The organism is Bradyrhizobium sp., from assembly GCF_049581145.1.
Classification (GTDB): Bacteria; Pseudomonadota; Alphaproteobacteria; order Rhizobiales; family Xanthobacteraceae; genus Bradyrhizobium.
This window is the reverse complement of the sequence record NZ_JBAURI010000146.1, coordinates 1-2863: the sequence shown is the minus strand read 5'-3', so window position 1 is coordinate 2863 and position 2863 is coordinate 1. Positions and strand designations below refer to the sequence as shown.

Here is a 2863-nt window from a genome sequence, read left to right as displayed (position 1 = left end):
GATCGGGACGCTCTCGGCGGGCTGCTATCTGTTCGTCGTCGATCAGCCGATCACGGCATCGGACATGGATGCCAAGTCTGATGCCGTGTCCGATGCCGGGTCCGATGCCAGGTCCGATCCCGGCGCTGACGTGCTGCCGGCCGGCGCGGCTCCGACGGAGAAACCGTAGGCGCTGTCAGGTCTCACGCCCACGATCGCGACGGCACGAGCCATCGCTCCGGCGCGACTATTGGCGCGTGCCGTCTCGCCGCGTCACTCCGGCAGACCTGCCAACCGCAGGCCTGCCAGCACTCTCTCCATCTTGCTGTTGAATGCGGCCGTGCCGACCATCGGCCCGAAATTGTTCAAGGCCGTGTTCGGCCACAGCTTCATGTAATGGTCCAGCGCCTCGCGCGCTTCCTGCTCCCGGCCGGCCAGAGCATAGGCCGAAGCCAGATAGGCTGCAGGGTGACCCGCATTGGGCGCCTCGAGCGCCGCGCGCGACAACAGGTCGATCGCCTTCTGATCCTGCCCCTGCATCAGGTAGATCAGGCCGATTCCCTGATTCCAGCTCCAGCGCATGCGGGATTCCGGCGATATGCGATCGGCTTCGAGGAATTCGGCCATGGCCTCGTCGAGCTGCCCCAGCATGAGCCTGTTATAGCCGATCTCCTTGTGCAGAAACGGGTAGTTCGGAAAGCTCCGCGCCGCTTCGCTGCATGATCTGATGCCGGCCTCGAACTGTCGCATCGCGCGCAGGATGTGACATTGGGCGCCGCGCACGATCATGCTGTCCGGCGCAAGACGGACGGCGTCCTGCAGCGACAGATCCGCCGCGTGAAGGTCGCCGATCACATCGCCGGACCAATGATTGAGCACGCCGGTCACGATGGCAAAGGTCAAACGCGCCAGGGCCGCAGCGTTATGCGGGTCGAGGTCCACCGCCCATTGCTCGAGCGCGCGGGCGGCCTCATAATCCTCGCGCGAGACCATGTTGATCTGCTCGGAGATGTGATTGAGCTTCGCCGCGGTCTCGACATTGGCTCTGGTCCGTTCGGAGTGTGCCGATCGCACGAGATGGTTCCACGTCAGAGCCGCGAAACCTGAAAGGCCGATTGCCGCGACGGCCGCCAAGGCCGGGCGCCGGACCGCGCTGCGGCGCGGCTCGACCGGTTTCGGCACGACCCGTGCTGGCGCTGGCCAATGGCCATCGATCGTTGCCGCGGCCGGTACTGGCGACGCAGGCGACGCCCCATCGACCTCGTGCATGTCGACGGATTCGGAGGTGCCGTGTTGCCTTGGACCGCCGGCCGGCGGCTCGGTCGACGCCCGTTCCTCCCGCACCTGGCCGACGAAACGTACACCCTTGCGCGGCAGGGTCTTGATCAGGCGCTGCTCGCTTCCGCTGTCACCGATCGCGCTGCGCACGGCATTGATGCGCGTGCTGAGCGCCGATTCGGACACGATGCGGCCGCCCCAGATCTGTTCGATCAACTCGTCCCGGCTGACGACCTGCTCGCGGTGACGGACCAGGTGCAGCAGAAGGTCGAAGGCCTGGGGCTCCATGGCGACCAATGTTGCGCCGCAGCGCAGCTCGCGCCGGCCGGGATCGAGCGCGTACTTATCAAAAACATAAAGCAATTCAGAGACTCCCGTCCCTCAACGGTCATCCAGTGTTTCGCGCCCCGTGAAACAGAAATAATGCGTTCCATAAGCAAAAAATAAGGTGTCCTGAAGGCGCGGCGCCGGTGCGTGGGGCAGGCTCGGCTGCGCGGCGCGGCCGGGCCGAGTGCCAGCGCCGCCTCTTCGATCGAGAATCAGGAGTTACCATGACCGCCATTGCCCACGCGTTGTCGCGCGCCTTCCAATCAACCGGCGAATTCGACACGTTGAAACTGATCGCTTTGTTTTGCGGGGTCGGCCTGCTGCTGTCTCTTGTGAGCATGGCCTATGGGCTGGACCTTGGCGTCGCCTTCTTCTGAGGGCGTTTTCAGTGGTCCCCGCACGCCAAACAAGCGTCGCGCGATAGTGGCGATTGCCGTTGGGCAAACCAGCCAGCCCGACCGGCGCGCCGAGGGTTCCGGCCGGCGTTGCGACAGATGGAGCGCTGGGCTCACCCAGACTTGCTCAGCGCCGTCCACGCCGCCAGTGAATCCATGTAATCGCGCCAGCGCACGATCTTTCGATTCTCGATCGTCGCAATCGAGACGAACCTGTTGTCGTAGGGCACATCGCTGGCGAGGACTTTCCCGTGCACTTCATATTCGAGCGTCACCACCCGTCCGTCGTCGGATGGATGCACGAGCAGCGCATCCCCTCGGTCGAGCCGGATGTTGCGTCCGTACCCGGAATAGAGGGAGATGAGAGCGTCACGGCCACGCGTCACGCGTGGCCATCCCGGAAATTCATATTGGAACTCGAACACCACATCGTCGGCGAGAGTGTCGAAATAATGCTCGCCATCAACATGGTTCGACAGACCCTTCATCATCACTTCGAAGCAAGGATCGAGAGCTTCGCAGGCGGGATACTTGCTGTTTGACATCCACCACCCCAACATGTCGCCACTCCGCCGGACGATACAAAGCTCAATCGGCGACGGCTTGAAGCCATGGCACACATCGAGGTGCGACGGAAGATTGACCTTGACCTGCGCCAGGATGGGTGGCGCGAAGCGATACCCATCAATTTGGAGTTTGGGACGCTACGGCAGCGAGTGTTCGAGGAAGAACCGCAGCATCTCCCTGGTTGCGTCCGGCCCTCGCGGATCCGTGTAGGAACCCGCCGGGCTGCCTCCCGACCATGCGTGCCCGGCTCCGTGGATGTTCCAATGCTCGAGGATTCCCTGCCCGCGCGAGTCGATGAGGATCGTGCGGGTATAGGC

Annotated in this window: 3 protein-coding genes and 1 pseudogene; 1 reads left to right on the top strand and 3 read right to left on the bottom strand. The window is 63.6% G+C overall.

All coding sequences use genetic code 11. From position 1 onward, the window contains the following. Nucleotides 1-252: 252 nt before the first annotated feature. Nucleotides 253-1620 (bottom strand): winged helix-turn-helix domain-containing protein, encoded by a 1368-nt coding sequence (locus WCB02_RS04815; protein WP_423956694.1) that lies wholly within the window; start codon nucleotides 1618-1620, stop codon nucleotides 253-255. A 188-nt stretch (nucleotides 1621-1808) separates the two neighbouring features. On the opposite strand from WCB02_RS04815, the gene WCB02_RS04810 reads away from it, so the two are divergent. Then, nucleotides 1809-1961: a hypothetical protein gene (locus WCB02_RS04810; protein WP_423956693.1), complete on the top strand. Its 153-nt coding sequence runs from the start codon at nucleotides 1809-1811 to the stop codon at nucleotides 1959-1961. Between the two features lie 131 nt (nucleotides 1962-2092). Here the strand turns inward: WCB02_RS04810 and WCB02_RS04805 are convergent, their stop codons facing one another. Further along, nucleotides 2093-2539: a nuclear transport factor 2 family protein gene (locus WCB02_RS04805; protein WP_423956692.1), complete on the bottom strand. Its 447-nt coding sequence runs from the start codon at nucleotides 2537-2539 to the stop codon at nucleotides 2093-2095. Nucleotides 2540-2683: 144 nt separating this feature from the next. Further along, nucleotides 2684-2863 (bottom strand): annotated as a pseudogene (locus WCB02_RS04800) (esterase); the annotation flags it as partial.

Excerpts from the sequence above, each read along its gene's own strand:
- WCB02_RS04805 (WP_423956692.1), bottom strand. The coding sequence starts at position 2,539 with ATGTTGGGGTGGTGGATGTCAAACAGCAAGTATCCCGCCTGCGAAGCT.
- WCB02_RS04810 (WP_423956693.1), top strand. The coding sequence starts at position 1,809 with ATGACCGCCATTGCCCACGCGTTGTCGCGCGCCTTCCAATCAACCGGC.